Origin of the sequence: Erythrobacter litoralis (assembly GCF_029760855.1) — a bacterium.
GTDB classification, from domain to species: Bacteria; Pseudomonadota; Alphaproteobacteria; order Sphingomonadales; family Sphingomonadaceae; genus Qipengyuania; species Qipengyuania litoralis_A.
The window spans coordinates 51,178-74,995 of sequence record NZ_SOSI01000007.1 but is presented as its reverse complement, the minus strand read 5'-3'; the positions used below and the strand labels follow the sequence as shown (position 1 = coordinate 74,995).

Here is a 23,818-nt window from a genome sequence, read left to right as displayed (position 1 = left end):
CCCGACGGGCGACCCATGCTGATTCTCGGCCTCGATCCTTCGCTCAGTTGCACCGGGTGGGGCATTGTTCGGTCAGAGGGCGCGCGCCTTTCGCACATCGCCAACGGGCAGATACCCACCAAGCCGGCCGCGCCGATGGCGGAGCGGTTGGCGGCGCTTCAGGCTTCGGTTTCGCAGGTCATCGCGGAATATCGGCCCGATAGGGCGGCGGCGGAAGAAATTTTCGTCAACAAGAACCCGCAATCGACCCTCAAACTGGCGCAGGCACGCGGCGCTGTCTTGGCCGCCTGCGGCGCGGCGAGCCTGCCGGTAAGCGAACATGCCGCCCGGGAGGTCAAGAAAGCGGTGGTCGGCACCGGGGCGGCGGACAAGCGGCAGATTCAGGCCATGATTGCCGTGCTGCTACCAGGCGCAAAGATCACCGGCGCGGACGCGGCCGATGCGCTGGCGGTTGCGATTACGGCAGCACATCTTGGGAAGGGGTGAAGGGGATTTCCCTAGTAAGCCGCCCTCTTGGGAATGATCCCGGTGTCGAGCGGCGGTTTATGGGGTGGAAAGCTGACTTTATCCGCTTTCTGTTTCAAATCGGATTACGACCCGTGCTTCGGTCGCTCGAGATTTACCACTCTTGTCCCGGGCAGGCTCAAATCTGGCGCGATCTTCAATCACCGCACAGACTTCACTTTCAAAAACTGGTTTTATATCGATTGGTTTTAGTGCTTGGCAGTTGATGGCTTGGCCATTGGCATTGATTTGAAAAGCGACCAAAACCGAGCGAGGAATGTAATGATTTTCGGGATACCTAAATCCCGCAAACCAACTTTGCGGGCTTATTGGTTCTGCACCGCCGAACTCGTTGCCCGTTTCAATACCAGTAGGGTCTTCCTTTTCGGCAGATCGCCCCTCCTCGTTTCCTTGAGAGCAAGCAGCCAAGCCCAAAAATAAGGCCAAGAATATCAAACTCGCAGAGTTCACCGGAGCAGCATGGCCGCAGTCCATGGCGTCCGCAATGGGGTCGCTAACTGAAAGTCCGCTTCTTGCTATGGCATGCGAAAGCCGACACGGCTTTCTGGTTTGCGCATTCCAGTGCAACTCCCGAAAGCCGCAGGAGAGTCTATAAGGAATGACAGTGACTAAGGTCCAAATTTACGGCATTCCCAATTGCGACAGCGTGCGAAAAGCGCGCAAATGGCTGGACGCCAATGCGGTCCCGTACATGTTTCACGACTTCAAAAAAGAGGGCGCTGCGCAGGCGCGGCTAACTATCTGGGACGATGCGGTGGGATGGGAGACCTTGCTCAATAAGCGCGGGACGACGTTTCGCAAGTTGTCCGATGCGCAGAAGGCTGCTCTCGATCGCGAGAAGGCCATCGCCTTGATGGAGGCGCAGCCGAGCCTCATCAAGCGGCCGGTCGTCGAGCATGACGGCGCCGTGCTGGTCGGGTTCGACGAGGGCCGGTGGGGCGAGGTGTTCGCCCCGAAGGGCTAGGCCGCCAACATCCGCCGCGCCTCGGCACAGTCCCGTTCCATCTGGTCGGTCAGCGCGTCGAGGCTGTCGAACTTCGCTTCGCCGCGCAGGAAGTGGTGGAAGGCGACTTCGATTTCCTGCCCGTACAAGTCGCCGGAAAAGTCGAAGAAATAGGGTTCGAGCAACTCCTTCGGCGGTTCGAATTGCGGGCGCACGCCGATATTTGCGGCGCCTTGCAACTCTTCGCCGGTCGCGAGGATGCGACCCGTCACCGCGTAGATGCCGTATTTCGGGCGCAGATAGCTTTCCAGCGCGAGATTGGCGGTGGGATAACCGATGGTCCGCCCGCGCTTGTCGCCGTGCTCCACCACGCCGCGTATGGCGAAGGGGCGGGTTAAGAGGCGCGCGGCTTCCTGGGGATCGCCGCTGCGCAAGGCGTCGCGAACCCGGCTGGAGCTGACGGGCTCGCCGCCGTCCATTACCGGCGGCACGGCGCGGGTCTCGATCCCTGCCGTGCGGCCCAGCATCTCCAGCACTTCGCGATTGCCGCCACGGCCCTTGCCGAAAGTGAAATCCTCGCCCGTCACCACCCCCGCCGCGCCGAGCCGCTCGCCGAGCAGGTCGCCGACGAAGCTCTCCGCCGTCGTGTTCGCCAGATCGCCGTCGAAGTGAAACACCAGCATCGCGGTGGCGCCAGCGGACAGATAGAGTTCCTGCCGCTGCTCCAGTGTCGTGAGGCGGAAGGGTTCGGCATCGGGGCGGAAATGGCGCACCGGATGGGGATCGAAGGTCGCGATGATCGAGGGGCGGCCCTCAGCATGGGCCCAGTCGATCGCCTCGCGCGCGACCGCCTGGTGGCCGAGATGGAACCCGTCGAAATTCCCGAGCGCCACGATCGCTCCGCGCAGCGGCTCGGGCAGGGGCTCGCGGTGGTCGAGGAACCTCATGCCGACACCTCGCCCATCCGGCGATAGGTAATGAAAGAATAGGCCGGGCGGTCGCCCTCGGCTTCGAAATGCTCCTGCCCCGCATTGTCCCATTCGGGCCCGAGCGGCGGCATGAACACGTCCCCGTCGAAATCGGCATGGATCTGCGTGAGTTCGACCCGATCGGCATGGGGCAGGAAGACGTCGAAAATCGCCGCGCCACCGATGACCGCGACCTCGCCGTCGCCTGCTTTCGCCAAGGCCTCCTCGACCGAGCGGACATGTTCCGCGCCTTGCGAATCCCATCGTTCGCGCCTTGTCAGGACGATGTGGCGACGGCCGGGCAGGAGACCGGGCAGGCTCTCGAAGGTCTTGCGGCCCATGATCATCGGCAGACCCTGATTGTCCGGTCCCATCGTCAACTGCTTGAAGCGCTTCAGATCGGCGGGCAGGTGCCAGGGCAGGGTGCCGTTCTTCCCGATCGCGCCGTTTGCCGCGCGGGCATAGATGCAGAACACGCTCATCGCCGCGCCAATCGTGTAACGTGGCCCATCTTGCGTCCCTCGCGGATATCGGACTTGCCGTAATCGTGCAGATGCGTGTCGCCGTCATCGAGCAATGCATGGGCGCTTTCGATGTCCGACCCCAGGATGTTGCGCATCTCGACCGCTTTGGCGACCGTTCGCGTATTGCCCAGCGGCAGACCCGCAACGGCGCGAATGTGGTTCTCAAACTGGCTGGTCGCCGCGCCCTCGATTGTCCAATGGCCCGAATTGTGGACTCGGGGGGCCATCTCGTTGAACACCGGACCATCGTCGGTGGCGAAAAATTCGAGCGTCAGCACGCCGACATAGCCGAGTTTCTGCGCAACCTTTTTCGCCAGCGCGCGCGCTTCGTCCACCTGTGCCTCGATCTGCGGGCCGGCAGGAAATTGCGAGGCGGATAAGACTCCGTCTTCATGGATGTTGCGTGTCGAATCCCATACCCGCATCTCACCGTCCTGACCTCGCACCAGCACGATCGAAAACTCGGCCTCGAACGTGACGAATCCTTCGAGTATGGTGGGCGCAGCGGGCAGGTCTATCGCGGCGTCATCAGCCGAATGGATGCGCCATTGGCCCTTGCCGTCATACCCGTCGCGCCGGGTCTTGAGGATAGCAGGGAGGCCGATTGTATCGAGCGCCGCGTCCAGATCGGCGCGGCTGTCGACCGGGACATAGGGTGCCGTCCGCCCGCCCAGAACCTCGACGAAGCGCTTCTCATTCAAGCGGTCCTGCGCGGTTTCGAGCGCGGCCGGGGGCGGGAAGATACCCCCTTGCGGGATGGCGCGGGCGGTGGCGACGGGGACGTTCTCGAACTCCCACGTAACGACGTCGCACCGGCTTGCGAAATCCGCCAAGGCCGCTTCGTCGTCCCATTCGGCGGTAACGAAATCGCTGCACAGCAGCGCGGCGACGTTGTCGCCCTCCGGCGCGTATCCGATGCAACGATAGCCGAGCGGAGCAGCGGCAGCCGCCATCATCCGGCCGAGCTGGCCGCCGCCGAAAACGCCGATGGTGGAACCGCGTTTCAGCACCGTATACTCAATCCGACGGCCGGTCCGCTACGGCATCGCTGCGCGCCTGCCGCCATGCCTTCAGCCGACCGGCCAAAGCCTTATCCTCATTCGCAATGATCGCGGCGGCGAGGAGGCCTGCATTTGTGGCCCCCGCCTCGCCGATCGCCAGCGTGCCCACCGGCACGCCTGCGGGCATCTGCACGATGGAAAGCAGGCTGTCCTCGCCCGACAGCGCTTTCGATCGCACCGGCACGCCGAGCACCGGGATATGCGTCAGCGCCGCGATCATGCCGGGCAGGTGCGCCGCGCCGCCTGCGCCGGCGATAATGACCTTGAAACCCTCGCCTCCGGCTGCGCGGGCGAAATCGTACATCCGGTCTGGCGTGCGATGGGCCGAGACGATCCGCACGTCCGCCGCAACGCCAAGTTCCGCCAATACTTCGGCGGCACATTTCATGGTCGGCCAGTCGGACTGGCTGCCCATCACCACGGCGACTTCGGCGGTCATGCTCAGCTATCCTTGAGGTAGTAGCGCTCGCCCGCGACCTGTGCGCCGTCGAACTCGTATGCGATCGGCTGGCCGGTGGGGATTTCGAGGCCGGTGATCTCGTCGTCCGAGATGTTCGACAGATGCTTCACCAGCGCGCGCAGGCTGTTCCCATGAGCCGAGATTATCACGGTCTCGCCCTTGGCGACTTCCGGCAGGATTTCGCGTTCCCAATAGGGCAGCACGCGCTCGATCGTGAGCTTCAGGCTTTCGGTGTTCGGGATGTCGATGCCGGCATAGCGCGGATCGTCCGTCATGTCGTAGGCGTTGCCGGCTTCCATTTCCGGCGGCGGCACGTCGTAGCTGCGGCGCCAGATGTGCACCTGTTCGTCCCCATGCTTGTCGCGCGTTTCCTGCTTGTTGAGACCCGTGAGCCCGCCGTAATGCCGCTCGTTCAGGTGCCAGTCCCGGCGGACGGGGATCCATAGCCGGTCGCATTCTTCCAGCGCGATGTTCATCGTCTTGATCGCGCGTTTCTGCACGCTGGTGAAGGCGAGGGTGGGCAGGACGTCCTTTTCCTTCAGCAGCCGCCCCGCTTCCTTCGCTTCCTCGACGCCTTTTTCGGTCACGTCGACATCCCACCATCCGGTGAAACGGTTGGCGAGATTCCATTCGCTCTGGCCATGGCGGATCAGGATCAGTTTGGTCATGCAGGCTCCGTTTCGCGAAGGGAGGGGCGGGGTTAGCGATCCGCGTCCGGTTTTGGAAGTGCGCCATCCGAATCGCGCAGGTCGCGGCTTTGCGCCTTGCGGCGCCGCAAATTCTCGCGCAGCTTGGCAGCGAGGCGTTCTTCGCGGCTGGCCTTGTCGTTCGGGTCGCTCATCGCATGCCGCTTTCGCGAAAATCGCGCGGCGCTTCAAGCGAGAAGGTTGACTTTGCGGCCCTTCGCGACAATAGGCCGCGCCTTCACCCCCGCGGCACGTGGTCGCGGCGGTCGATGCTGCTGTAGCTCAGTGGTAGAGCGCACCCTTGGTAAGGGTGAGGCCGGGAGTTCAATCCTCCCCAGCAGCACCACATTCCCTCAAAATACCGACCGCGCCGGCGAGCCGAGTTGCCGTGTCACCAGCGGTCGCTCGCAATCGTTTGGGATGCCGCAACGGACCCCCTTTATTGCTGTAAGAAAGAGTAAGCCGGTGAGATCTGGCTCAGGCGTGTGCCACGCCCTCGGTTTGACCTCTGCGATGCATCCGCTAGTAACCTATATCAAGTTCCTCACCATGCAGCATTCGGCGGTTCCGCCGGGCGAGAGGTTTGCCAACATGTCATCCGATAGCGATCACCGCATCGCGCCCCCGCTTGTCGACCTGCCGATCGCGACGGCCGAGCGCGGCTTTTACGACGGGTTCAGCCGCCAGGTCACAATTCCCGGCAAGATCGTCATCACACTGCTGATCGTCTGGGCGATCTTCTTTCCGGTGAACGCAGCCGAGACGCTGGACGCGGTGAACAGTTCGATAATCCGGGAATTTGCAGGATGGTACATCTATCTCGTCGCGGCGATCATGGCCGTCTGTCTTGCGCTTGCCCTGATACCGATGACCGGACGCCTTCGTATCGGCCTGGACGACGAGCAGCCTGAATTCTCGCGGCTTTCGTGGTTTTCGATGCTGTTCGGTGCAGGCATCGGGATCGGCATGCTGACTTACGCAGTCGGGGAGCCGATGGCGCATTTTTCGAACAATCCCGCCATCATCGATGGATCCGTGGCAGCTCGTTCGGCGGAGGCGGTTCCTTCTGCCTATCTCTACACATTCCTGCACTGGGGCATCGCGGCGTGGGCGACCTATGCCCTTGTCGGACTGGCGATCGGCTATGTCGCCTATCGGCGCGGGCTTCCGCTTACGATCCGATCGGCGCTGGCTCCGCTTTTCGGAAGGGCGATGTCGGGCATTGCCGGTCATATCGTCGATGTGGTGGCAGTGGTTGCCACACTCTTGGGCGTCGCGGTAACGATGGGGCTGGGCGTCGAACAGTTCATTGCGGGCGCAGCGCGGCTGGGAGCGTCCGATATCCTCCTCGACGACGACGGAACATCGTCCGCCCTTGCGATCATCGTATCTCTCGTATTGCTGGTCGGCGCATCGACCCTGAGTGCGATGTCCGGGGTCGGCAAGGGGATCAAATGGCTCTCGAACATCAATCTCATATTGTCGTTCGCACTGCTTGCCCTGTTCCTTTTCGTGGGTGCCGGCTTCTTCGGTCTCGAATTACTGGGAACGGGATTGCTGACCTATCTCGCCAAGGTCGTGCCGACGTCATTGACCCATTTCATGTCCGATGGGACACCCGTTGGCGAGGCGCTCATGCAATGGCAGCTCGACTGGACGGTATTCTACTGGGCATGGTGGATCGCCTTCGCGCCATTCGTGGGGATGTTCGTCGCGCGGATATCGCGGGGCCGGACAATCCGGGAATACGTCCTCGGCGTGATCCTCGTCCCCTCGCTCCTGTGTTTCGTCTGGATGGCACTTGCCGGGGGAACGGCGATCGAACTCGAACTTGGCGGGGTAGCCAACGGCACCATCGTAGATGCACCGATATCGGATCAACTCTTCGCCACACTCTCCGTCATGCTTTCCCCTCTCGCGATGACGCTGGTCACGGGCCTGGTCGTCGTGCTGCTGATTACCTATCTCGTGACGTCGGCGGACAGTGCGATCCTGATCGTCAACACGATAAACGGTGCAGGTGAAACGGACGGTCGCAGGCGGCGCCATATCCTGTTCTGGGGCGCTTCGCTTGCCCTGATCGTGGGCAGCATGCTGATCTTGGGCGGGATCGACGCTATCCGGGTTACGATGATCATCGGAGCCCTGCCGTTTTCATTCGTGACGGCACTCATGCTGGTCGCAATCTTGAAGGCAATCGTGTTCGATCTAGTGCGATTGCGCCATGGTGTTGCAGTGACGACGGATGAAATCAAAGCTTGACGCGCATCTGAAAGCCGCAGTTCTCGGTCGAATCTGTGATCTAGAGGCCACAGTTTCCTGGCAAGACTGCGTATCCCAAGGTCAGGCGGTGGCCAGCTCGCGGTCCCGTTTCTAGTTAGGCGGTCCACGCAAAATCAGGCGCTTTAGGTCCGTTCCGGGCCTCGTTGTCGCGCGTGGTCCGCAAATCAACAAGGGACACAGACATGCTCAAATTCGTAACCGGCGTTTCCGTCGGCGCGCTGGCGACTGCGCTAGGCGCGCCCGCCGCTTTTGCGCAGGATAGCGCTCCCGCAACACCGCCGGCAGTCGAGCGTCAGGGCGGGGTTCCGACCATTGTCGTGACGGCGCAGCGCCGCAGCGAAGATCTTCAGGACGTGCCGGTTTCGGTGCAGGCGCTCGGCGAGGAGCAGCTCGACCAGCTCAACGTCAACACGTTCGACGATTATCTCGTGCAGCTTCCCACCGTCACCGCAGGGGGCAGCGGGCCGGGGCAGAACACGATCTACATTCGCGGCCTCGCCTCGACCACGCCGAACCTGACGACCGCAGGCGTCGCCGGCCTCGCGCCGAACGTTGCCCTCTATCTCGACGAGCAGCCGCTTTCGCTGCCGGGGCGTAACCTCGACGTATATGCCGCCGATCTTGAGCGGATCGAGGTGCTTTCGGGGCCGCAGGGCACGCTGTTTGGTGCGAGTTCGCAGGCCGGTGTCATTCGCCTTATCACCAACAAGCCGCGCCTCGGCATATTCGAAGCGAGCGGCACGGTTTCCACGTCCTTCACCAAGGGCGGCGATCAGAGCTACAAGGCCGAGGGCGTCGTCAATATCCCGGTGACCGACAGCCTTGCCTTGCGGGGTGTCGTCTATCTCGACGATCAGGGCGGCTACATCGATAATGTGCCGGGCACGCAGACGCTGCGCGAAAGCGCCCGCTTCCGCCCCGAAGGCACGATCCGCGACAACGGCGTGCCGGTTGCCGCCAATCGTGCGGGCTTCCAGGCCGATGCCGATCTTTCCGATGTCGATTTCATTGCGGCGAACAACAGCGCGCTGGTGGAAGACGATTTCAACGATGCGCAATATTCCGGCATGCGCCTCACCGCGCTGTACGAGATCAATCCGGACTGGCGCGTCACCCTCGCGCATTCGCGCCAGAGCTTGGAGACGGACGGTGTGTTTTTCGCCGATCCCGATCTCGGCACCGACGAACTCGCCATCCAGCGTTATAGCGACGAACGCCTGAACGACGATTTCTCGAACACCGCCTGGACGGTCGAAGGCCGCCTCGCGATGCTCGATGTGATCTATTCGGGCGCTTACACCGACCGTGAAACGGTGCAGAAGGTCGACTATACAGACTACCTTTTCGTCGGCCAGTACCTGCCCTATTACATCTGCGATGGGTCGGTGACCTATCCCGGCGATGACGATCCGAGCGGCACGTGCCAATCGCCCGCGACTTTCGTCGATTCCAACAGCGACACGACCGTGTTCACGCAGGAATTCCGCGTCAGCACACCAGAACAAAACCGCCTGCGTGCAACCGCAGGTGTGTTCTATTCGGAGCTGGAGCTGCGCGAACGCAATGACTTCACCTATCCCGGCAGCGCGATCGCCGATCCGTTCGGACCGTTCGCGCCGAACTTCCCCTTCCCGGGCTATACCAGCGATCCGGGTCCGTTTCCGCAGGGCGTGATCTTCCGCAACGACATCAAGCGGACGGACGAGCAATTCGGCATTTTCGGCGAAGCCAGCTTCGATGTCTTGCCCGACCTCCTATCGGTCACGTTCGGCGCGCGCTATTACGATGTCGCGGTCGATTTGGAAGGCAGCGCCAACGGTTCGTTCTGCAACAGCGGGGCCGCGCAGGACGCCAATGCCTTCGGTACCGATCTGAACGACCTGTACGACGGCGATGGCAGCTATACGTTCATCAACTCCTGCAACGCCGACCTTCGCCAGACCTTCACACTTGATGATAGCCTCGAAGACATTCAGGCGGCTGGCCTTAGCGAAGCGCAGGCGCGGCAGGTGTTCGCCGCCGTACGCGCGCCCGACAAAGCGGAGAGCGAGGGCGTGATCGTCAAGGGCACGGTGAACTTCACGCCGAGCGAGGACCTGTTGTTCTACGCGACCTATTCGGAAGGCTTCCGCCCCGGACTGCTCAATCGTCCCGGCGGCGCGCAGGGTCCGAACGGCTTCACCGTGCCGTTCGAGCTCGAGACCGACGAGGTGCAGAACTACGAGATCGGCTGGAAGATGGAGCTGCTCGACCGGCAGCTACGCTTCAACGGCAGCGCGTTCTACGTCGATATAAGCAACCTGCAGACGACGATCTTCGATCCCAGCATCACCAACCTGTTCTTCTCGGACAATGCGGCGAATGCGGAGATCAAGGGGGTCGAGGCCGACTTCACTTATGCGCCATACGCGCTGGAAGGCCTCACCGTAACAGGCGCGTTCTCGATCCTGGATACCGAGATTACCGAAGTGCTTACCCCGACGGACGATGTGCAGGCAGGGTCCGACCTTGCTTTCGCCCCGTCCTTCCAGGGCAATCTGCGCGCACGGTACGAGTTCGGGCTGAACACCGCTCTCGATGCCTATGTGCAGCCGCAGATCAGCTATTCAGCGTCGAAGCAAAGCGACGTGATCGATATCAACAATATCGAACTCGACAGCTATTTCCTCACCAACCTCGCCGTCGGCGTGGAAGCCGATCGCTGGTCGGCCGAAGTGTTCGGACAGAACCTGTTCGACGAACGCGCGCCGATCTCCGGCAGCTTCGTCTACGATGCGAAGCGCGTGGTCTATAACCGTCCGCTAACCGTCGGACTGCGCGTATCGTTCGACTATTAATACGCTGATCAGAGCAAAGAGGGCGGCGGGCCGAGCGATTTTTCCAATCCTCTGCCCGCCGCCCTTTTTCATGCTACCGAGCTATTCATGACACCGCGTGAAGACAGGTTGGCGAGCGCGCAGCGCGCCATGCAGGCCGGCGATTTCGGCCGTGGCCTGCAGGATGCAGAAGCCTTGCTTTCGCAGGACGGGGAAGATGGCGAGGCGCTCTACATGGCCGCCGTCGCGAGCCGCTATCTCGACCGATCGGAAGAGGCCGCGCGCTATCTCGCTCGATTGCATACCGCGATGCCGGAATATGGCCGCGCTTGGCAGGAGGCGGGGCATCTTGCGCGCGCTGCGGGGCGCAGCGAGGAAGCGATCGAGGCCTACGGCCGCGCGGTGAAATACAATCCGGCGCTGGAGGCGAGCTGGCGGGCGCTGGCGGACCTACAGAGCGCGGCGGGTCGTGCGGGCCAGGCGAAAGCGGCGACCGCGCAACTCGAGCGGCTGCGCGCCATGCCGCGCGAGCTCGTCGCAGTCTCCAACCATCTTCACGAAGGGCGGCTGATCCGCGCCGAGGAGGTATGCCGGCACTACCTGCGTGCCCATCCACGCGACGTAGAAGGCATGCGGCTGTTGGCGCAAATCGGCATTCGGCTCGGCATTCTCGACGATGCGGAATTCCTGCTGGAAAGCGCCGCCGCGTTTTCGCCGGATAACATCCAGCTCCGGCTCGACTATATCGATGCGCTGCGTCGGCGGCAGAAGTTCGAAGCGGCGCGGGCGGAAGCCGAAGCTCTGTATGCCCGTGATCCCGAAAGCCCCGTATTCCAGTCGCGGCTCGCTATCGAAAGCATGCAGTCCGGCGATTACGAACGGGCGTTCGCCCTGTTCGACGCGGTGCTGGAAGCATTGCCAAACGATCCGGCAACGCTCACCAGCAAGGGCCATGCCCTGAAGACGATGGGTCGGCAGGACGAAGCGATCGCAAGCTACCGCGAGGCCATCGGTGCAGCGCCCGCGCATGGCGATGCGTGGTATGCGCTGGCCAATCTCAAGACCTACATTTTCGCGGACGACGAACTTGCGGCGATGCGTGAACGGCTGGAGCAGCCCGGCCTCCCGTTCATGGTCCGCGTCCACTTGTCCTTCGCGCTCGCCAAGGCGCTGGAGGACCGGGAGCAGTACGAGGAGAGCTTTGAGCATTACAGCGAGGGCAATGCCCTCAAGCGTGCGCAGACGCAGTACAGCGCCGATCGCATGAGCGAGGAGATGGCGCGGCAGAAGGCGGTCTGCACGCCCGAGCTGTTCGACAGGCAGGCGGGGAAGGGCCATCCGGCGCCCGATCCGATCTTCATTCTCGGACTACCTCGTGCCGGTTCAACCCTTCTGGAACAGATCCTCGCCAGCCATTCGCAGATCGATGGTACGCTGGAATTACCCGACATCCTGGCGCTCGCGCATCGCTTGCGGGGGCGCAAGGCGGGTGTCTCACGCTATCCCGAAATCCTGCCCGAACTGGCTGCAGACGATCTCGAGCGGTTCGGTGCGAAATACATCGAGGATACCCGCATCCACCGCGGCGATGCGCCGTTTTTCATTGACAAGATGCCGAACAATTTTCGTCATATCGGGCTCATTCACCAGATCCTGCCAAATGCGAAAATCATCGATGCGCGGCGCGCGCCGATGGATTGCTGCTTCTCGGGCTTCAAGCAGCTATTCGCGGAAGGGCAGGACTTCACCTACGGCCTGACCGAGATCGGCCGCTATTATCGGGACTATGTCGACCTGATGGACCATTGGGACGCTGTCCTTCCGGGCAAAGTCCTGCGCGTCCGGCACGAAGACGTGCTCGATGACCTCGAAGGCCAGACGAGGCGGATGCTCGACTATCTCGGCCTGCCGTTCGAAGATGCCTGCCTCGATTTCCACCAAACCGCACGCGCGGTTCGCACGGCGAGCAGCGAACAGGTGCGCCGACCGATCAACCGGTCGGGGCAGGATGCATGGAAACCGTTCGATCCGTGGCTCGGCGATCTGAAAGAGGCGCTCGGCCCCCTGGCGCCCTAGGCGAGGCGCGAGCCGTTGGGCACGTCGTCACCCGGCGAGGCGAGCACGATACGGCCTTGCGCATCCGGGAAGCCGAGTACGAGCACCTCCGACATGAACGGTCCGATCTGCCGCGGCGGAAAATTGACGACCGCCATTACCTTTCGTCCGACCAGCTGTTCGGGTTCGTAAAGCTCGGTGATCTGCGCCGAACTCTTCCGCGTGCCGATCCCGTCTCCGAAATCGACGACCAGTTTGATCGCCGGACGCCGCGCTTCCGGGAAGGGCTGCGCATCGGTGACGGTGCCGCACCGTATGTCGAGCTTGAAAAAATCGTCTATCGTTACGTCGGTCATGAAGCGCGCCTAGCAACAACCAGCGGGACTGTCGAAGACGGTCCGATCCCGCTAAGCGACGCGCAATGTTCGCTTCGCTCGTCTCGGTCCGCACACTGCTTGTCGCCATCTTCGTCATCATGGCGGGGAGCGGTTTTCTTTCGACGCTCGTATCGATCCGTCTGGAAGCGGCGGGTACAAGTGCCTTCGCCATCGGCCTCGTCGCCGCTGCATATTTCGCCGGGCTAACCATCGGGTCGCTTCGCGTAACCCCGCTTATCGCGCGCGTCGGCCATATCCGGTCCTTCGCCGCATTCGTCTCGATCTTCTCTGCCAGCGGTCTCGCCTATTCGATTACCATGACGGCCCCGTTCTGGGGGATCTTGCGTTTGATCGACGGATTCATGATGGCGGGCGTCTTCGTCTGTCTGGAAAGCTGGCTCAACCGGCAGGCGAGCGCGAAAACGCGCAGTTCCATCCTCGCCGCATACATGATTGCCCTTTATGGCGGACAGGCATTGGGGCAATTCCTGCTCAACCTCGGGGCCGAAAGACCGAGCCTGCCCTTCGTCATTGCTGCCATCCTCCTTTCGCTCTCGGTCGTCCCGGTCGTGCTTACGCGGATCGACCAGCCTCGCCTCGAATATGTCGAGCCGTTCTCGCTGAAACAGCTTTACGCCGCCTCGCCGCTCGGCGTGATCGGAGTGTTGACGACGGGTGCCATACTCGGCGCATTCTATGCGCTGGGCGCTGTTTTCGTGCAGCGGCTTGGCATGGGCATCGCCGAAGTTGCCTTCTTCACCTCCTGCGTGATCGGCGGCGGGGTTGCGCTGCAATGGCCGCTTGGCCTCCTGTCCGACCGGTTCGATCGCCGCGCCGTCATCGTCGCCTGTCTTCTCATCGTACTCGCCGTGAGCATATCCCTCGCATTGTTCGCCGCGCCCGATCTTCGCCTGTTCGTGCTGGGCGCCTTGTTCGGTGGCTTTGCCTTCGCGTTATACCCGCTTTGCGTCGCACATTCGAACGACCACCTTTCCGAAGAGCAGCGCGTCGGAGCCAGTAGTGGTCTGGTCCTCGCCTATTCCGCGGGCGCCGTGGCGGGGCCGATGATCGGCTCGGCCGGCATGCAGGCGTTCGGAGTGCAGGGTCTGTTCGGAACGATCGCGGTCATCGCCTTGGGCGGCGTAATTTTTGCGCTATGGCGGCTCATCGTGGGCAAACCGGTCGAGGCGGCGGACCAGCAAAGCTTCCAGGCGCTTCCGCGAACCACACCGATGGTCGCCATGCTCGAAGCAGACCACGAAGAACACGTATCGAACGATAAATAAGCCAATCCGGGGAGAGCACGCATGGATTTCCGCCTGACCGACCAGCAGCGCGAACTTCAGGATGCTGCACGCAGTTTTGCGCGCAAGGAGCTGCCGGATCTGGCCCGGGAGATGGAAGCGAAGGATTTCCCGGTCCCGGCGGACATGGTGCGGCGCTATGGCGAGCTCGGCTTTCTCGGCGTCAACCTGCCGGGGGAATATGGCGGCCTCGGCCTCGGCCATCTCGAGGCGCTACTCGTGCTCGAACAGTTCGCGATGGTGTCGAATGCCGTCGCCTTCCCGGTGTTCGAGGCGCTGGTCGGCCCGGTCCGTACGGTCGAGCGGTTCGGTTCCGACGAATTGCGTGCACGGATCATTCCGCAGGTGGTGAAGGGCGAGGCGACGGTGGCGGTCTCGATGTCTGAACCCGAAGCCGGCACCGCATTGACCGACCTTGCCACCCAGGCAGTCGAGGATGGCGACGACTACGTTCTCGACGGCACCAAGCGCTGGACTTCGGGCGCGGGCCATGCGCGGTATTACGTTGTCTACACCAAGCTCTCGGACGATGCCGGCGCAAAAGGCATTGGCGCGCTGCTGGTGGACAAGGAGATGGACGGCGTTGGCTTCGGCCAGCGTGAGGAATTGATGGGTTTTCGCGGCATCGAAACCCGCGACATCACCTTCGATGCAGTTCGCGTGCCGAAGGCCAATGTCATCGTTGGCGCGGGTGGGTTCGGTAAGCTGATGAGCGCCTTCGGGCTGGAACGCTGCGGAAATGCGATCCAGTCGCTCGGCCTTGCCGCCGGTGCTCTCGAACAGGCAAGCGAATATGTGCAAGAGCGCAAGGCGTTCGGCAAACCGATCGTCGATTTTCAGGCAGTGCAATTGCGGCTTGCCGAAATGGCAATGCAGACCGAGGCCGCGCGCCTTCTTATCTACCGCGCCGCTGCCAACGCCGCCCATGCCGAGGATGGCTTGCCGAGCATTTACGAAAGCAGCACTGCCAAGTGCTTCGCCAACGAGATCGTCCGTTCCGTGACCGCGAACGGGATGCAGGTGATGGGTGGCTATGGCTATCACAAGGATTACGGGATGGAACAACGGGTGCGGGATGCCTTCGCGTGGGGCATCGCCGGGGGGACAACCGATGTGCAGAAGACCAACATCGCCGCCGCCATCGTGGGCCGCCGCTTCGACCAGCGGCGTTGACGCTGCCGCCGTTTCGCATAGGCAAGGCGACATGGACGAAATCGCCCTTCCAGACATTCAAGAACCCGACCTGACGCCGCTCGACCCGCGTTACAAGCGCGTGCTGCGTATCGTTGGTGCGATCTATGCAGCGGTGTTCCTGCTTGCAGCGACGATCGGGGAGATCGCGCTCGACGGCTGGGAGGGGGTGTTCTGGATACCCGCCCTGATCCTCGGGGCGCTGCTTGTGTTCGGATTGCCCGGTCGCCGCTATCGCTCGCGCGGCTATCGGCTGGGCGCGGACGAATTGCGTGTGGTCAAGGGGGTGTGGTTCCATTCCGACATCACCGTGCCGCTCGGCCGGGTCCAACATATCGATGTCGGGCAGGGTCCGATCGAGCGCGCGAACGGCTTGGCGACGCTTGTGCTGCATACGGCGGGGACGGATAATGCCTCTGTCTCGCTGGAGGGCCTCGCCCATGAAGACGCCACCGCCATGCGCGACGAGGTCCGCGAGGTGATGCGGGCCTTCATGCAATGAGAGACAACGCGCCCGATGTGCCGCAACGGACCGATCCGCGCGGTTTCGTAATCAAGGCAATCGAGGGTCTGCGCGCCGCCCTCCTGCCTGCCGCTGCCTTCGTGTTCACGCGGGGGGCGGATAGCGGATTGCTCGTAGGCGCCATCATCGGCGCAGCGTCGATCGTGATCTCGGGTGTGTTCTCCTACCTCGCCTGGACCCGGCTGACCTATGCTGTGAGCGAGACGGACATTCGCGTGGAAAGCGGCCTCCTGTCGCGGAATGCCCGCTCCGTGCCGTTCGAACGAATACAGGACGTGTCGGTCAAGGAAGGGTTGCTGGCGCGCATATTCGGCCTCGTCGAACTGACATTCGAAACCGGGGCGGGGGCGGGCGAGGATCTTTCGCTGTCCTATCTCTCCGCCGCGGAGGGCGAGCGGCTGCGCAATGTCGTGCGCGACCGTCGCGATACGCAGGCGGCTCTTGCTGGCGAACCGGCGGTGGAAGAAGCGCGCCTGCTGTTCGCAATGACACCGCGGCGGGTTTTCACGTTCGGCCTGTTCAACTTCTCGCTGGTCGTCTTCGGCGTGGCCGCTGCCACCGTCACGCAATACGACGATCTTCTGCCCTTCGATATCTGGGATGCGGAAGCGTGGGAGCGGCGATTGGCGGGTCCGGGCGCGTGGCTGTCGGGTCTGGGGGTATTCGCCCAAGCCGTCGGCATCGCATTGCTGCTGCTCGCCCTCGCGCTTCTCGGCTTCGCGACCGGAATCGTGCGAACCGCCTTGCGCGAATGGAACTTCCGCCTGGAACGGACGGACAAGGGTTTCCGCCGTCGTCGCGGTTTGTTGACCCGGACGGACGTGGTGCTGCCGGTTCGCCGGGTTCAGGCGGTGATCCGTTCGACCGGCTTCGTGCGAGCGCGGTTCGGGTGGCATGGCCTTTCGCTGGTCAGTCTCGCGGCGGATGCCGGGGCTTCGAACCACGATATCGCACCTTTGGCGAAGGAGGCGGAGATCGATCCGCTCGTTGTCGAAACCGGGTTCGCGTTGCCGGGTGCCAAGGCCGATTGGCAGCACATATCTCGCGTGTTCGCGTGGATCGAGGCGGGGAAGCGCATGCGCCTCTGGCTGTTTCTCGCAGCGGTGATCCTCGTTGTGCAAGCGATCGTCCAACCCGGCTCCCCGCTAGGCTCGCCGTTCTGGGCACTGTTTCCAGTGGCAATCGGTATCTGGAAGGCCGCGCGCATCTTCGTGGCAATGCGGCGAACCCGCTATGCCTTGGACAAGGACCACATCCACCTGCGCTCCGGCTGGCTCACGCCCTATTTCCTGACCGGCGCGCGAGAGAAGCTGCAGAGCGTGGAATTGAGCCGCGGACCGCTCGGCCGGCGCTTCGGCTATGTCGACCTGACGTTCGGCGTTGCCGGTACCGGCCTGACCATCCCCGGAATGCCCGTAGACGCGGCAGCAGCCCTGCGCACCGAATTGCTCGCCTCAATGCGTCTGCGCGATTTTTCGCGGCTGAACTAGGCGCGAAGTTCCGCCAGATCGGAATGGCGGCGGAAGTAGCTGTCTACATATGAACAGTCGGGCGCGATCTTGAAGCCTTCCTCGCGCGCATCGGCGATGATCGCCTTGACGAGGTTTTCGGCGATGCCTTTGCCACGTGCCTCCGGCGGGACGAAGGTGTGGTTCGCGTGGCGCACGCCGCCGCGCTCAACCCAGGTCAGTTCGGCTTCGCGGCTCGCGCCTTCCACGCTCGTAAAATAGCGCCCGCTGTCGCCGCTCGTCTCGCTGCGAATTTCGTCTGCCATGTCTCGAATATCCTTCCTGTCCAAGCAACGCTGGCGACGCTAGGGGCGTTCCGATGCAGTTCCTTTCCGACAATTCCGCGCCCGTCCATCCCAAGGTCTGGGACGCGATGCACGCCGCCGATGCGAACGACACACCCTACGATGGCGATGGGCACAGCCGGGCGCTGGACGAGAAGTTCGGCGCGCTGTTCGGACGCGAGTGCACGGTGTTGTGGGTGGCCACGGGAACGGCGGCCAACTGCCTCGCGCTCGCCACCATGGTCCAGCCGCACGGCGGCGTCGTCTGCCACCGCGAAGCGCATATCGAGATGGACGAAGGCGGCGCACCTGGCTTCTTCCTGCACGGCGCAAAGCTGATCCTGTGCGACGGGGAAAGCGCCAAGCTGACGCCCGACACCATCCGCGCCGCCATCGATCCGATCCGCGACGATGTGCACCAGGTGCAGCCGCACGCGATCTCGATCACGCAGGCGAGCGAATATGGCTGCGTCTATGCGCCCGATGAAGTGCGGGCGATTTCCGATCTTGCGAAAGAGCGCGATCTTGGCTTCCATATGGACGGCGCGCGCTTCGCCAACGCAGTAGCATATCTCGGCCTGCCGCCGGGCGAAGTAACGCAAGGGGTCGATGCGCTCAGCTTCGGCTGCGTGAAGAACGGTGCGATGAGTGCGGAGGCAATCGTTTTCTTCGACGGCTCGCTTGCCGATGTCGCGCGCTATCGCCGCAAGCGCGCCGGGCATCTGCAAAGCAAGGGGCGGTTCCTCGCAGCGCAGCTTCATGCCATGCTCGACGGGGACCTTTGGCTGGAGAATGCCCGCGCCGCCAATGCCGCCGCGCAGGAAATCGCCAGTGCATGCGGCGCCCGATTGATGCACCCGGTGCAGGCGAACGAGCTTTTCGTCCGCTGCACGCCGCAAGAGCGCGAGACTTTGCGCGATCAGGGTTTCGGCTTCTACGATTGGGGCGCGGATGCCGCGCGCTTCGTCACCGCATGGGATGCGCGCGAGGAAGATGCCGTGGCCCTTTCGAAAGCCATCGCGGTATTATGAGTTCGCCGCGCGGCGAGGAAAGTCTGCTCGCACCTCGTAATCTCGTCGCATTCCTGCTGGTCAGCCTTATCTGGGGCGGCACCTGGCTGGTGATCCGCGACCAGTTGTCGATCGTGCCGGCGCAATGGTCGATCACCTATCGCTTCATCGTGGCGAGTGCCGGGATGTTTGTGCTGGCGGCGGTGCGAGGCGAGGGTATGTGGTTGGCACCGGGCGGACAGAAATGGGCGCTGATCCTGGGCGTGCTGCAATTCACGCTCAATTTCACCTTCGTCTACAATGCCGAGCGGTTCATCACATCCGGCCTCGTCGCGGTGATGTTCGCGCTGCTGGTGGTGCCGAATGCCGTGCTCGGACGAATGCTGCTGGGCCAGCCGATCACCCGCGCTTTCGTGCTGGGTTCGAGCATCGCGGCCATCGGCGTGGCACTGCTGTTCGCGCAGGAATATCGCGCATCACCCGCAACGCTAAGCGAGGTTTTGCTGGGTGCGGCGCTGACCATCGGCGGTATCCTGTCCGCCAGTTTCGCCAATATCGCACAAGCGATGGAAGGGGCGAAGCGCCAACCTCTGGTCACCTTGCTCGCATGGTCGATGCTGTGGGGGACGGCCATCAACGCATCGATGGCCGTAGTGATTGAAGGCGCACCCGTGTTCGATGCGCGGCCGTCCTACGGTCTCGGCATACTCTATCTCGGGCTGCTTGGATCGGTTGTAACCTTCCCGCTCTATTACGGGCTGGTGCGCAAGATCGGGGCGGGCAAGGCGGCTTATTCGAGCGTCATCGTGCCGGTGGTCGCTATGGTCCTGTCCACCCTGTTCGAAGGGTTCGTATGGGGCTGGCTGCCCGCTTCGGGAGCGGTGCTGGTGCTGGCCGGAATGATCGTTGCCCTGCGCGGCCGGGCGGCACCCCCGCTCCGCCGCGCTACGCCCGAGCCATGAGGGCGCGCAGCCCTTCGCGATAGGTGGGGTAGCGCGGCTGCCAGCCCAGTACGCGCTTGGCTTTGCCGTTAGCCACGCGGCGGTTCTCGGCATAGAAGCCGCGCGCCATTGGCGAGAGCCCGGCTTCGTCCATCGTTTGCAGCGGCGGCGGTGCGACGCCGAGCAGGCGGCAGGCTTCCTCGGTCACCGCGTTATGGCTGGCAGGCAAGTCGTCGCCAAGATTGTACGCGCCTTCAGGGGCTCCCGATTCCAGCGCGCTCACAACCCCGTTGACGATGTCATCCACGTGAATGCGGCTGAAGACCTGGCCGGGCATGTCGATCCGGTGCGCCGAGCCATCCCGCACCTTGTCGAGGGCATTGCGGCCCGGACCGTAAATGCCCGGCAGGCGGAACACGCGGGCCTGGAGCTTCAGCCACAGCGCATCGGCATCCGACCGTGCCGAACGCCGCCCGCTACCGGTGGGCGAAGCTTCGTCCACCCATGCGCCGTTCGCATCGCCGTACACCCCGGTCGAGGAGAGATAGCCGTACCAGGCGGTGGGAAAGTCCCTCCCATAGGTATCGCGCACCGGATCGAGACCGCTCTCGCGGTCCGGCGGGACACTCGAGAGAACGTGGCTGGCATTGCGTAACGCAGCGAGTACGGCATTCCGGTCGCCGAAATCGACATCGCCGTCACTTCCGGTTGCCGAGATACGCCAACCGTCCGCAATCAGGGCATCGGCGCATTTTTTCGCCGTATACCCGAGGCCGAAGATGAACATTTGGGGCATAGGCGCGTAATAGCGACTGAAACCGAAATTCACAGGATCGATATGGACATCGCCCGCACGCCGACGACCCCGGACGGCAACCCGCATCTCGCCGATGCCGCGCCCGAACCGCAGCAGCCGCCCGAAATCTTACGCGAGGATTACACGCCGTTCCCTTGGCTGGTGCCGACGACGCATCTCGAATTTGAGTTGGGCGTCGACACGACGCGCGTCATCGCGACGCTGGAAGTGCAACGCAATTCGGCGGCCGAGCCCTCGCGCACGATCCGGTTGAACGGCGATGGTCTCGAACTGGTCGAACTCCATTGCGATGACGAAGACTGCCTTGCTCATACGCTGGATGGCGACGACCTGATCGTGACGCTGGAAGGCGAGCGGCATACCCTGCGCATCGTGACCGAACTCAACCCTTCGGACAATTCGCAGTTGATGGGGCTTTATGCCTCGAACGGGATGCTCTGCACGCAATGCGAAGCAGAAGGGTTCCGCCGCATAACTTTCTTCCCTGATCGACCCGATGTCCTGAGCACCTATACCGTGCGGATGAAGGGGCCGAAGGCACAATTCCCGATCCTGCTAAGTAATGGCAACAAGACGGATAGCGGCGAGGAGGGAGAGAGCCACTGGGCCGAATGGCACGATCCGTGGCCGAAACCTTCGTACCTTTTCGCGCTGGTGGCCGGCGATCTCGTCGCGCGCAGCGACAGATTCATTACGATGAGCGGCCGCGACGTCGAATTGAATGTGTGGGTCCGCGAGGGAGACTTGCCGCGCACCGAGCATGCCATGGAGAGCCTCAAACGCTCGATGAAGTGGGACGAGGAGACGTTCGGGCGCGAATACGATCTCGACCTGTTCAACATCGTCGCTGTCAGCGATTTCAACATGGGCGCGATGGAAAACAAGGGCCTCAACGTCTTCAATACGAAATACGTTCTGGCCGACCCCGAAACCGCGACCGATGGCGATTTCGACGCTGTGGAAGGCGTGATCGGCCACGAATATTTCCACAACTGGTCGGGCAATCGCATCACTTGCCGCGACTGGTTCCAGCTATCCCTCAAGGAAGGCTTCACCGTCCTGCGCGATCAATTGTTCAGCCAGGACATGGGCAGCGCACCGGTCAAGCGGATCGAGGATGTGCGAATCCTGCGCGGCGTGCAGTTCCCAGAGGATTCCGGCCCGCTCGCCCATCCGATCCGGCCCGACAGCTACCGCGAGATCAGCAACTTCTACACCTCGACCGTCTATAACAAGGGCGCGGAAGTCATCCGCATGATGCGGACGCTCGCGAATTTCGGGGCAGACGAGGACGCCTTTCGCCAAGGCACCGACACCTATTTCGATACCCACGATGGCGAAGCCGCGACGTGTGAGGATTTCGTGTCTTCCATCGAGCGCGGCACCGGCCTCGACCTCAAGCAGTTCCGCCTGTGGTACTCGCAGGCCGGCACACCCCGCGTCGAGATCGCGCAATCGCATGAGGGCAATGTCGCTGCGCTTCGTTTGAAGCAGCATGTGCCTGCCACTCCCGGTCAGCCGGACAAGAATCCGATGCCGATCCCGCTCAGGATCGCGCTGTTCGACCGCGAGACAGGCCGGCATTGGGGCGAACACCTCGTCGTTTTAGACACGGCCGAGAAGGAGGTCCGCTTCGAAGGATTCTCGCAGTCGCCCGTTCTGTCGATCAATCGCGGCTTCTCCGCGCCGGTCACCATCAAGCGCGACATCGCGCGCGAAGATCTGCTGTTCCTTGCCGCGAAGGACGACGATCCTTTCGCCCGTTACGAGGCGATGCAGGATCTGATGGTCGACCACCATGTGGCCGCAGTATCCGGCAATCTCGACGATGACGGCATCGAAGCGGGCCGGGCCGATATCTGCGCGGCCTTGAGCGCGGTCATTGCCGATGACACGCTCGACGATCTCATGCGCGGCGAACTGCTGAGCATGCCGAACCAGACCTATGTCATGGAACAGTTCGACAAGGCCGATCCGGAGCGCATTCACGAGGCGCGTGAGGCGCTGAAGGCGGCGATCGGCACGCGCCTGTCCTCCGAACTGCACCAGGCCTATGCGCGCGCCGAAAAGCTGCCGTTCTCGCACAGCGCGGAGGCCAAGGGCGCTCGCAAGCTGAAAACGCTGATCCTCGGCTATGCCGCCGCCGGCGATCCGGACAAGGCAGCCGAACTTGCCGCGCATCAATACGAACATGCCGACAACATGACCGACCGACAGGGCGCGCTGATGACCCTTGCGGGCCTCGATACCGTGGAGCGCACCAACGCCCTGCTCGATTTCTACAATCGGTATCAGGACAACGCGCTGGTGATCGACAAGTGGTTCGCCCTGCAGGCGAGCTCACCGCATCCCAATGCGATCGAGCATGTGAAAGCCTTGGCCGAGCATCCCGATTTTACGTTGAAGAACCCGAACCGCGTGCGTTCGCTCTACATGCCGTTCGCGGCCAATCCGCCCGCCTTCCATAGCGCCGACGGAGAAGGCTATCGCATGATTTCGGACCTTATCCTCGAGCTCGACCCCTTGAACCCGCAGACAGCGGCTCGCTTCGTTCCCCCGCTCGGCCGCTGGCGGCGGATCGAACCGGGACGGGCGGCGCTGATGCGGGCGGAACTCCAGCGGATCGCCGATGCGTCCAAGCTCTCCCGCGATACGTACGAACAGGTGACCCGCTCGCTTGGTTGAGACGCTGCAATCCACGCTCTTGGCCCCAATTCCCCACGCCTTTTCGCTGAAACACGGCTTGCCGGTCGAACCGCTGGTAGAGCGCGGAGAGGCCGTCCGGGTTAAGCAGGTGCACTCGGCCATCGTGGTGGACGCGGACGCGGCTCTGGGGGAAACTTTGGAAGCCGACGCGCTGGTTTCCGATCGATCAGGACCTATCCTGCAGATTGTAACTGCGGACTGCGCGCCGGTCCTGTTGGCGGATGTCGATGCCGGTGTCGTCGCAGCAGCGCATGCCGGCTGGCGGGGTGCAGTCGGAGGCATTCTCGGCCATACCGTCGCGGCGATGATCGAACGAGGGGCGCGGGCGGACCGGATCGTCGCCGCGATCGGCCCGACCATATGCCAGGCGAGCTACGAGGTGGACGACCGGTTTCGCGACGCCTTCCCAACCGATGCGGACCCATTCTTCGTTTCCGGCAATCCCGGTCACTTCCAGTTCGACCTGCCCGGCTTCTGCGCGCTTCGGCTGTCGCAAGCGGGGGTCCTAAACATCGACGACCTTGCACAGGACACCTACAGCCAACCCACGCGATTCTACTCCTTTCGCCGCGCGACTCACGCCGGCAAGCCGACCGGCGGAAGGCAAATCAGCGCCATCGCTTTGCCGCATGGCTAGAACCGCACGGCGTTGACGTTACGGCGCCGCGGACCTGCCAAAATCGCTGTTGGCAAGGGGCGCCAATCCGGCTAGGGGCCTACCGAAACCGGTGTTCCCGGCACCCTTGCGCGCAAGGTTTTTCGGGAGCCGGGGCCATCCCTGGTCCCGCCGGACGATCGGATCGCAACTCATCATGCAGCTGCCCTCGTAAAAGGGG

The 23,818-nt window shown here is 62.9% G+C and carries 23 protein-coding genes and 1 tRNA gene; 14 read left to right on the top strand and 10 right to left on the bottom strand.

The window, feature by feature from the left end; translation table 11 throughout:
* Window positions 1-15 precede the first annotated feature (15 nt).
* A complete protein-coding gene (gene ruvC / locus E3U23_RS12965) occupies window positions 16-486 on the top strand; it encodes a crossover junction endodeoxyribonuclease RuvC (RefSeq protein ID WP_279351703.1) in 471 nt (156 codons plus the stop codon).
* A 78-nt stretch (window positions 487-564) separates the two neighbouring features.
* Here the strand turns inward: ruvC and E3U23_RS12960 are convergent, their stop codons facing one another.
* Entirely contained in the window at window positions 565-975 is a 411-nt protein-coding gene (locus E3U23_RS12960; protein WP_279351702.1) for an energy transducer TonB, read from the bottom strand.
* Between the two features lie 148 nt (window positions 976-1,123).
* Between E3U23_RS12960 and E3U23_RS12955 the strand changes: the two genes are divergently transcribed.
* Complete coding sequence (locus tag E3U23_RS12955) at window positions 1,124-1,489, top strand: arsenate reductase (RefSeq protein ID WP_279351701.1); 366 nt, start codon at window positions 1,124-1,126, stop codon at window positions 1,487-1,489.
* Here E3U23_RS12955 and E3U23_RS12950 read toward each other — a convergent pair.
* The 6 genes from E3U23_RS12950 to E3U23_RS12925 are packed head-to-tail and all read right to left on the bottom strand — an operon-like array spanning window position 1,486 to window position 5,322.
* A complete protein-coding gene (locus E3U23_RS12950) occupies window positions 1,486-2,415 on the bottom strand; it encodes a bifunctional riboflavin kinase/FAD synthetase (RefSeq protein ID WP_279351700.1) in 930 nt (309 codons plus the stop codon). The two genes, E3U23_RS12955 and E3U23_RS12950, sit on opposite strands and share 4 nt — an antisense overlap.
* Window positions 2,412-2,918 (bottom strand): dihydrofolate reductase, encoded by a 507-nt coding sequence (locus tag E3U23_RS12945; protein WP_279351699.1) that lies wholly within the window; start codon window positions 2,916-2,918, stop codon window positions 2,412-2,414. Before E3U23_RS12945 ends, E3U23_RS12950 begins: the two co-directional genes overlap by 4 nt.
* Window positions 2,915-3,970 (bottom strand): 5-(carboxyamino)imidazole ribonucleotide synthase, encoded by a 1,056-nt coding sequence (locus E3U23_RS12940; RefSeq protein ID WP_279351698.1) that lies wholly within the window; start codon window positions 3,968-3,970, stop codon window positions 2,915-2,917. The genes E3U23_RS12945 and E3U23_RS12940 overlap by 4 nt, the downstream gene beginning before the upstream one ends.
* Window positions 3,971-3,977: 7 nt before the next feature.
* On the bottom strand, window positions 3,978-4,460 hold the full coding sequence (purE, locus tag E3U23_RS12935) for a 5-(carboxyamino)imidazole ribonucleotide mutase (RefSeq protein WP_279351697.1): 483 nt from the start codon (window positions 4,458-4,460) through the stop codon (window positions 3,978-3,980).
* A gap of 2 nt (window positions 4,461-4,462) precedes the next feature.
* Window positions 4,463-5,149: a 2,3-diphosphoglycerate-dependent phosphoglycerate mutase gene (gpmA, locus tag E3U23_RS12930; protein WP_279351696.1), complete on the bottom strand. Its 687-nt coding sequence runs from the start codon at window positions 5,147-5,149 to the stop codon at window positions 4,463-4,465.
* A 32-nt stretch (window positions 5,150-5,181) separates the two neighbouring features.
* Window positions 5,182-5,322, bottom strand: a complete 141-nt coding sequence (locus E3U23_RS12925) for a hypothetical protein (protein WP_279351695.1) — start codon at window positions 5,320-5,322, stop codon at window positions 5,182-5,184.
* Between the two features lie 116 nt (window positions 5,323-5,438).
* Here E3U23_RS12925 and E3U23_RS12920 point away from each other — a divergent pair.
* The 4 genes from E3U23_RS12920 to E3U23_RS12905 all read left to right on the top strand — a co-directional run bounded on the left by E3U23_RS12920 (window position 5,439) and on the right by E3U23_RS12905 (window position 12,342).
* A tRNA-Thr gene (locus E3U23_RS12920) sits at window positions 5,439-5,513 on the top strand.
* A gap of 119 nt (window positions 5,514-5,632) precedes the next feature.
* A complete protein-coding gene (locus tag E3U23_RS12915) occupies window positions 5,633-7,429 on the top strand; it encodes a BCCT family transporter (protein WP_279351694.1) in 1,797 nt (598 codons plus the stop codon).
* Between the two features lie 203 nt (window positions 7,430-7,632).
* Entirely contained in the window at window positions 7,633-10,287 is a 2,655-nt protein-coding gene (locus E3U23_RS12910; RefSeq protein WP_279351693.1) for a TonB-dependent receptor, read from the top strand.
* A gap of 87 nt (window positions 10,288-10,374) precedes the next feature.
* Complete coding sequence (locus tag E3U23_RS12905) at window positions 10,375-12,342, top strand: tetratricopeptide repeat-containing sulfotransferase family protein (protein WP_279351692.1); 1,968 nt, start codon at window positions 10,375-10,377, stop codon at window positions 12,340-12,342.
* Here the strand turns inward: E3U23_RS12905 and E3U23_RS12900 are convergent.
* The gene (locus tag E3U23_RS12900; protein WP_279351691.1) at window positions 12,339-12,677 is read right to left on the bottom strand and encodes a tRNA-binding protein; all 339 of its coding nucleotides are present in this window, start codon (window positions 12,675-12,677) and stop codon (window positions 12,339-12,341) included. The genes E3U23_RS12905 and E3U23_RS12900 overlap by 4 nt on opposite strands.
* A gap of 65 nt (window positions 12,678-12,742) precedes the next feature.
* On the opposite strand from E3U23_RS12900, the gene E3U23_RS12895 reads away from it, so the two are divergent.
* The 4 genes from E3U23_RS12895 to E3U23_RS12880 are packed head-to-tail and all read left to right on the top strand — an operon-like array spanning window position 12,743 to window position 17,206.
* Window positions 12,743-13,984: an MFS transporter gene (locus tag E3U23_RS12895; RefSeq protein ID WP_279351690.1), complete on the top strand. Its 1,242-nt coding sequence runs from the start codon at window positions 12,743-12,745 to the stop codon at window positions 13,982-13,984.
* A gap of 21 nt (window positions 13,985-14,005) precedes the next feature.
* Entirely contained in the window at window positions 14,006-15,175 is a 1,170-nt protein-coding gene (locus E3U23_RS12890) for an acyl-CoA dehydrogenase family protein (protein WP_279351689.1), read from the top strand.
* 31 nt (window positions 15,176-15,206) lie between these two features.
* Window positions 15,207-15,695 (top strand): PH domain-containing protein, encoded by a 489-nt coding sequence (locus E3U23_RS12885; protein ID WP_279351688.1) that lies wholly within the window; start codon window positions 15,207-15,209, stop codon window positions 15,693-15,695.
* On the top strand, window positions 15,692-17,206 hold the full coding sequence (locus tag E3U23_RS12880) for a PH domain-containing protein (protein WP_279351687.1): 1,515 nt from the start codon (window positions 15,692-15,694) through the stop codon (window positions 17,204-17,206). Before E3U23_RS12885 ends, E3U23_RS12880 begins: the two co-directional genes overlap by 4 nt.
* Here E3U23_RS12880 and E3U23_RS12875 read toward each other — a convergent pair.
* Window positions 17,203-17,490 carry a GNAT family N-acetyltransferase gene (locus tag E3U23_RS12875; protein WP_279351686.1) on the bottom strand — a complete coding sequence of 96 codons (288 nt, stop codon included), beginning with the start codon at window positions 17,488-17,490 and terminating at the stop codon, window positions 17,203-17,205. The two genes, E3U23_RS12880 and E3U23_RS12875, sit on opposite strands and share 4 nt — an antisense overlap.
* 53 nt (window positions 17,491-17,543) lie before the next feature.
* On the opposite strand from E3U23_RS12875, the gene E3U23_RS12870 reads away from it, so the two are divergent.
* On the top strand, window positions 17,544-18,539 hold the full coding sequence (locus E3U23_RS12870; RefSeq protein WP_279351685.1) for a threonine aldolase family protein: 996 nt from the start codon (window positions 17,544-17,546) through the stop codon (window positions 18,537-18,539).
* On the top strand, window positions 18,536-19,480 hold the full coding sequence (locus E3U23_RS12865; RefSeq protein ID WP_279351684.1) for a DMT family transporter: 945 nt from the start codon (window positions 18,536-18,538) through the stop codon (window positions 19,478-19,480). The genes E3U23_RS12870 and E3U23_RS12865 overlap by 4 nt, the downstream gene beginning before the upstream one ends.
* Here the strand turns inward: E3U23_RS12865 and E3U23_RS12860 are convergent.
* Window positions 19,464-20,255, bottom strand: a complete 792-nt coding sequence (locus E3U23_RS12860; RefSeq protein WP_279351683.1) for an SDR family NAD(P)-dependent oxidoreductase — start codon at window positions 20,253-20,255, stop codon at window positions 19,464-19,466. The two genes, E3U23_RS12865 and E3U23_RS12860, sit on opposite strands and share 17 nt — an antisense overlap.
* Before the next feature lie 42 nt (window positions 20,256-20,297).
* Here E3U23_RS12860 and pepN point away from each other — a divergent pair, with 42 nt between their 5' ends.
* Together pepN and pgeF are read left to right on the top strand one after the other, a co-directional pair.
* Complete coding sequence (gene pepN / locus E3U23_RS12855) at window positions 20,298-22,961, top strand: aminopeptidase N (protein WP_279351682.1); 2,664 nt, start codon at window positions 20,298-20,300, stop codon at window positions 22,959-22,961.
* Window positions 22,954-23,619 carry a peptidoglycan editing factor PgeF gene (gene pgeF / locus E3U23_RS12850; protein WP_279351681.1) on the top strand — a complete coding sequence of 222 codons (666 nt, stop codon included), beginning with the start codon at window positions 22,954-22,956 and terminating at the stop codon, window positions 23,617-23,619. Before pepN ends, pgeF begins: the two co-directional genes overlap by 8 nt.
* Window positions 23,620-23,818: the final 199 nt, after the last annotated feature.

Coding starts and splice junctions, on each gene's coding strand:
- pepN (WP_279351682.1), top strand. CDS start 20,298: ATGGACATCGCCCGCACGCCGACGACCCCGGACGGCAACCCGCATCTC.
- E3U23_RS12925 (WP_279351695.1), bottom strand. CDS start 5,322: ATGAGCGACCCGAACGACAAGGCCAGCCGCGAAGAACGCCTCGCTGCC.
- E3U23_RS12880 (WP_279351687.1), top strand. CDS start 15,692: ATGAGAGACAACGCGCCCGATGTGCCGCAACGGACCGATCCGCGCGGT.
- E3U23_RS12875 (WP_279351686.1), bottom strand. CDS start 17,490: ATGGCAGACGAAATTCGCAGCGAGACGAGCGGCGACAGCGGGCGCTAT.
- E3U23_RS12895 (WP_279351690.1), top strand. CDS start 12,743: ATGTTCGCTTCGCTCGTCTCGGTCCGCACACTGCTTGTCGCCATCTTC.
- E3U23_RS12950 (WP_279351700.1), bottom strand. CDS start 2,415: ATGAGGTTCCTCGACCACCGCGAGCCCCTGCCCGAGCCGCTGCGCGGA.
- E3U23_RS12860 (WP_279351683.1), bottom strand. CDS start 20,255: ATGCCCCAAATGTTCATCTTCGGCCTCGGGTATACGGCGAAAAAATGC.
- E3U23_RS12955 (WP_279351701.1), top strand. CDS start 1,124: ATGACAGTGACTAAGGTCCAAATTTACGGCATTCCCAATTGCGACAGC.
- purE (WP_279351697.1), bottom strand. CDS start 4,460: ATGACCGCCGAAGTCGCCGTGGTGATGGGCAGCCAGTCCGACTGGCCG.
- E3U23_RS12905 (WP_279351692.1), top strand. CDS start 10,375: ATGACACCGCGTGAAGACAGGTTGGCGAGCGCGCAGCGCGCCATGCAG.
- E3U23_RS12870 (WP_279351685.1), top strand. CDS start 17,544: ATGCAGTTCCTTTCCGACAATTCCGCGCCCGTCCATCCCAAGGTCTGG.
- gpmA (WP_279351696.1), bottom strand. CDS start 5,149: ATGACCAAACTGATCCTGATCCGCCATGGCCAGAGCGAATGGAATCTC.
- ruvC (WP_279351703.1), top strand. CDS start 16: ATGCTGATTCTCGGCCTCGATCCTTCGCTCAGTTGCACCGGGTGGGGC.
- E3U23_RS12945 (WP_279351699.1), bottom strand. CDS start 2,918: ATGAGCGTGTTCTGCATCTATGCCCGCGCGGCAAACGGCGCGATCGGG.
- E3U23_RS12865 (WP_279351684.1), top strand. CDS start 18,536: ATGAGTTCGCCGCGCGGCGAGGAAAGTCTGCTCGCACCTCGTAATCTC.
- E3U23_RS12910 (WP_279351693.1), top strand. CDS start 7,633: ATGCTCAAATTCGTAACCGGCGTTTCCGTCGGCGCGCTGGCGACTGCG.
- E3U23_RS12890 (WP_279351689.1), top strand. CDS start 14,006: ATGGATTTCCGCCTGACCGACCAGCAGCGCGAACTTCAGGATGCTGCA.
- E3U23_RS12885 (WP_279351688.1), top strand. CDS start 15,207: ATGGACGAAATCGCCCTTCCAGACATTCAAGAACCCGACCTGACGCCG.
- E3U23_RS12900 (WP_279351691.1), bottom strand. CDS start 12,677: ATGACCGACGTAACGATAGACGATTTTTTCAAGCTCGACATACGGTGC.